We start from the raw sequence: 4,405 nt of genomic DNA on the forward strand, positions 1-4,405 counted from the left end.
CCACCTCGACCACATGACCGGGTGACCGGTTCTGTCGGGCTTCTCAGGGCCTCCTCAGCCCGCTCTCATCTACGCGCCCGACAGTCATTGCCATGACGGACTACTACCGCCGCAGCGGCGACGAGGGCCACCAGCAGCAGCCGTACACCACCGGCGGATACCCCCCGCCTCCGATCCATGAGCCCACCCCGCCGGTCACCGTATGGCCCGGAGACGGCGGCGCCGGGTATCAGCCGCCGGGCGGGGTCGTGCAGGCCGGTCCCGGCGGGGGGCCCGCGCACCGGGCCAGGGCCAAGCGGCCCGTCGCGCTCATCGCCGCCGTTGCCATCGTCGCCGCGGCCATCGGCGGCGGCGCGTCCGTCCTGGTCCAGCGGCTCACCGACAACGGCACCGGCGGCAGCGGCACCGGCGTGACCGGCACCAATGTGTCGCAGAGCAGCACCGGCACCGTCGCCGGCGTCGCGCAGGCCGTGTCGCCGAGCATCGTCGAGATCAGCGCGACCTCCTCCGCCGGGCAGTCCACCGGTTCCGGCGTGATCATCACCAACAACCACGTCGTCTCCGGGGCCGACTCCGTCAAGGTGCGGCTCAGCAGCGGCAAGACGTACACCGCCAAGGTCGTCGGCACCGACCCGGACAAGGATCTGGCCCTGATCAAGCTGGCGGGCGCTGGGGGTACCTCCCAGGTCGAAGGCTCTGGGGGAGGCCTGAAGGCGGCGGCACTCGGCGACTCCAGCAAGGTCAAGGTCGGCGACGAGGTCGTCGCCATCGGCTCGCCCGAGGGCCTGACCGGCACCGTGACCAGCGGAATCGTCTCCGCGCTCAACCGTGATGTCACCGTCGCGAAGCAGCAGGACCAAGGTCAGCAGCAACAGCAGCAGGGCGGCGGCTGGCCCTTCGAGTTCGGCGGGCAGCAGTTCAACGGCGACACGGGCTCGTCGAAGACGACGTACAAGGCCCTCCAGACGGACGCCTCCCTCAACCCCGGCAACTCCGGCGGCGCCCTCATCAACATGAACGGTGAGATAATCGGCATCAACTCCGCGATGTACTCGCCCAGTTCGGGCTCCGGCTCCACCGCGGGCAGCGTCGGCCTCGGCTTCGCCATCCCCGTCGACACGGTCAAGGCCGACCTGGACGACCTGCGCTCCGGCGGCAGCAGCTGAGCGCATGCGAGGCTGATGCCATGACGACCTCCCGTGAAGGCGACCGCATCCTCATCGTCGACGACGAACCCGCCGTCCGTGAGGCGCTCCAGCGGTCTCTCGCCTTCGAGGGGTACGGGACCGAGGTCGCCGTCGACGGTGTCGACGCCCTCGCGCGGGCGGAGGCGTACGCGCCCGATCTGATCGTGCTCGACATCCAGATGCCCCGGATGGACGGCCTGACCGCGGCCCGACGGCTGCGCGCCGCCGGATCGACGACGCCGATCCTGATGCTGACCGCGCGGGACACGGTCGGCGACCGGGTGACGGGGCTCGACGCGGGGGCCGACGACTATCTGGTCAAGCCGTTCGAGCTGGACGAGCTGTTCGCCCGGGTGCGGGCGCTGCTGCGGCGCAGTTCGTACGCGACGGCCGGGAGCGCCGCCACCGACGACGACGTGCTGGCCTTCGCCGATCTGCGGATGGACCTGGTGACCCGTGAGGTCATGCGCGGCACACGCCGGGTGGAGCTGACGCGCACGGAGTTCACGCTCCTGGAGATGTTCCTCGCGCACCCGCGTCAGGTGCTCACCCGGGAGCAGATCCTCAAGGCCGTGTGGGGCTTCGACTTCGAGCCCAGTTCGAATTCGCTGGATGTGTATGTGATGTATCTGCGTCGCAAGACGGAGGCGGCGGGCGAGCCGCGGCTGGTCCACACGGTGCGTGGCGTGGGGTACGCGCTGCGGTCGGGCGGCGCGGAGTGATCAGAAGGTTCCGTACGCTGCCTCTGCGGTCCCGGCTGGCGCTGCTGGTGGCGCTTGCCGTCGCGGTGGCGGTCGCGGCGGTGTCCGTCGCCTGCTGGCTGCTGACCAGCTCCCAGCTGCGCGCCGAACTCGACACCTCTCTGCGGAACACCGGCGCTCCGGAAGGCACGGTGCAGCAGGCCCTGATCGCCTGTCGCACCCCGCGGAACGAGACCGTCGACGCTCACGCCTCGGGGTTCGCGTACATCCAGATCGTCGGGGCGCGCGGGGACCGCTGTGTCGCGCCGGACTCGCAGCCGGTGAAGGTCCAGGCGCCGGACGTCGCCGTCGCGGCGGGCACCAGGACCGACACACTGCACGACGGCGTCACCGACAGGGGTGACGCGGTACGCGTCCGCACCACTCTGGTTCCTCTCGGCCCGCAGTGGGGCACGGTCGCCGTGTCGGTCTCGCGTCCGCTGGCGGAGATCGAAGCGTCGCTGAACCGGCTCGCGCTGCTGCTCACCGCCCTCGCGGGCATCGGCGTGCTCGGCGCGGGCGCCGCCGGTCTCTGGGTCGCGCGGACCGGTCTCAAGCCCGTCGACCAGCTCACCGAGACTGTCGAGCATGTTGCCCGTACCGAGGATCTGACCGTGCGTATCCCGGTCGAGGGCGAGGACGAGATCGCCCGGCTGTCCCGGTCCTTCAACTCCATGACCGCCGCGCTCGCCTCCTCGCGGGACCGGCAGGCGCAGCTGATCGCGGACGCCGGGCACGAGCTGCGTACGCCGCTGACCTCACTGCGTACGAATATCGAGCTGCTGGCGCGCAGCGAGGAGACGGGCCGGGCGCTCCCGCCCGCGGACCGTACGGCGCTGATGGCCTCGGTCACGGCGCAGATGACCGAACTGGCCGTGCTCATCGGCGACTTGCAGGAGCTGTCCCGGCCGGACGCCGTCCACCCCGAGCCGCTGAAGGTCGTCGCGATGCACGAGATCGCCGAGGCCGCGCTTGAGCGGGCCCGGCTGCGCGGCCCCGAGCTGACCTTCACGGCAGAGCTGGCGCCCTGGTACGTACGGGCGGAGCCGGCCGCGCTGCAGCGGGCGGTGGTCAATGTCCTGGACAACGCGGTGAAGTTCTCGCCGCCGGGCGGGACGGTCGAGGTGGCCCTCGGCGGCGGCGAGCTGACGGTACGAGACCACGGTCCCGGTATCCCCGCCGATGAACTCCCGTATGTCTTCGAGCGGTTCTGGCGCTCGCCGTCCGCGCGTGCGCTGCCGGGATCGGGGCTCGGGCTGTCGATCGTGGCCCGCACGGTCCAGCAGTCGGGCGGCGAGGTCGCGCTCGTTCCGGCGGCGGGCGGCGGAACGCGCGCGGTGATCCGGCTGCCGGGGGCGGCGACCCCGCCGCCGACCGCCTAGCAGGTCAGTTGTGCCGGATGAGTGAATCGACCAGGCCCGATCTTGTGTTGGGGAAGTCGAGCGGCACGATGCCGAGCCCCTTCCACCCACTCGCCTCGGAGCCGTCGATGAAGGAGTGGACCCTCGGGTCGAGGTTGTCGGAGTTCCAGCGCGGCGGCAGATACGCGGAGGTGCTGACAAAGTTGATGTACAGCTTGCCGGGCTGCTGAGCCGCCTTGCGGAAGTGCGCCTCGATCTTGGGGTACTTGGCGTTCGGCGCGGCGTTCCAGTCGTCCTGGATGTCGAACACCCCGCTGTCCCACCATTTGACGCCCGGCAGCCCGCCGTTGTCGGCGATGAGGACGACCTTGCCGCGGGCCTCGCCCAGCGACGGCAGCCCGTCGCCGATGTGGAACAGCGGCCGCCAGCCCTTGGTGTCCAGGTAGATGTCGAAGTTGCGGCGGAAGGTCGCGTCGCTCTCCTCCGAGTACTCCTGCTTCACCCGCATGAGGACGGTCTCGGAGGGATGGGCGTTCAGGAAGTCCCGGCAGGCGATGAGCACATCGCCGAACATCAGGTTCTGGTAGAACGCCCCGTGGTGGATGGCGAAGGAGTCGCCGGTGACCCGGCACCGTACGTCCAGGAAGCGGATGCCGCTGTTCAACTGGTCGGCGATGGTGGTGTTCTGGCACTCCGTCCACAGGCCGCCGAAGCGCGCGCCCGAGTCATGGGTGCCGGGGATCGTCAGCCGCGCCAGGGCGGTCGAGTTGCCGGCGCCCGCCATCCAGTCCTGCGCGGACAGAGTGCGCCGCGGCGCGGCGAACGCCGGTGCGCCGATGAGGGCGGTCGCGGAGACGGCTGCCGCACCCGCGAGAAAGCTCCGTCGGTCCATGGTCCGGCATTATGGCGGGGTCACGTCAAGAATGAACAGGGTCGAGTACCCGTCGGTCGGGAGTGGCCGAATCTCGCCTCAGAAGTCCGCCACGCTCCCACAACGCCGGTGGGGCGGCAGGCACTTGGCCGACGCCGTTGGCGAATTCGGCCCTGCGCGTGACGTCGGCCTTCATGACTCGGTTGGGGTCGTGAAGGCCGACGTTGTGTTTGGGGAGGGCGTCCG

At 70.5% G+C, this 4,405-nt stretch carries 4 protein-coding genes; 3 read left to right on the plus strand and 1 reads right to left on the minus strand.

All coding sequences use genetic code 11. The annotated features are described in order from the left end of the window. Positions 1-92 precede the first annotated feature (92 nt). The 3 genes from AB0D12_RS15955 to AB0D12_RS15965 are packed head-to-tail and all read left to right on the plus strand — an operon-like array spanning position 93 to position 3,309. The gene (locus AB0D12_RS15955) at positions 93-1,166 is read left to right on the plus strand and encodes a trypsin-like peptidase domain-containing protein (protein ID WP_362682056.1); all 1,074 of its coding nucleotides are present in this window, start codon (positions 93-95) and stop codon (positions 1,164-1,166) included. A gap of 20 nt (positions 1,167-1,186) precedes the next feature. Continuing rightward, complete coding sequence (locus AB0D12_RS15960; protein WP_327324516.1) at positions 1,187-1,909, plus strand: response regulator transcription factor; 723 nt, start codon at positions 1,187-1,189, stop codon at positions 1,907-1,909. After that, positions 1,906-3,309, plus strand: coding sequence for a HAMP domain-containing sensor histidine kinase (locus tag AB0D12_RS15965; RefSeq protein ID WP_362682058.1), 1,404 nt, complete (start codon positions 1,906-1,908; stop codon positions 3,307-3,309). The genes AB0D12_RS15960 and AB0D12_RS15965 overlap by 4 nt, the downstream gene beginning before the upstream one ends. A gap of 4 nt (positions 3,310-3,313) precedes the next feature. On the opposite strand, the gene AB0D12_RS15970 is transcribed toward AB0D12_RS15965, so the two are convergent. Further along, complete coding sequence (locus AB0D12_RS15970) at positions 3,314-4,180, minus strand: phosphatidylinositol-specific phospholipase C (RefSeq protein ID WP_362682060.1); 867 nt, start codon at positions 4,178-4,180, stop codon at positions 3,314-3,316. Between the last annotated feature and the right edge of the window lie 225 nt (positions 4,181-4,405).

The organism is Streptomyces sp. NPDC048479 (assembly GCF_040651435.1).
Taxonomy (GTDB): domain Bacteria; phylum Actinomycetota; class Actinomycetes; order Streptomycetales; family Streptomycetaceae; genus Streptomyces.

Excerpts from the sequence above, each read along its gene's own strand:
- AB0D12_RS15955 (WP_362682056.1), top strand. The coding sequence starts at position 93 with ATGACGGACTACTACCGCCGCAGCGGCGACGAGGGCCACCAGCAGCAG.
- AB0D12_RS15960 (WP_327324516.1), top strand. The coding sequence starts at position 1,187 with ATGACGACCTCCCGTGAAGGCGACCGCATCCTCATCGTCGACGACGAA.
- AB0D12_RS15970 (WP_362682060.1), bottom strand. The coding sequence starts at position 4,180 with ATGGACCGACGGAGCTTTCTCGCGGGTGCGGCAGCCGTCTCCGCGACC.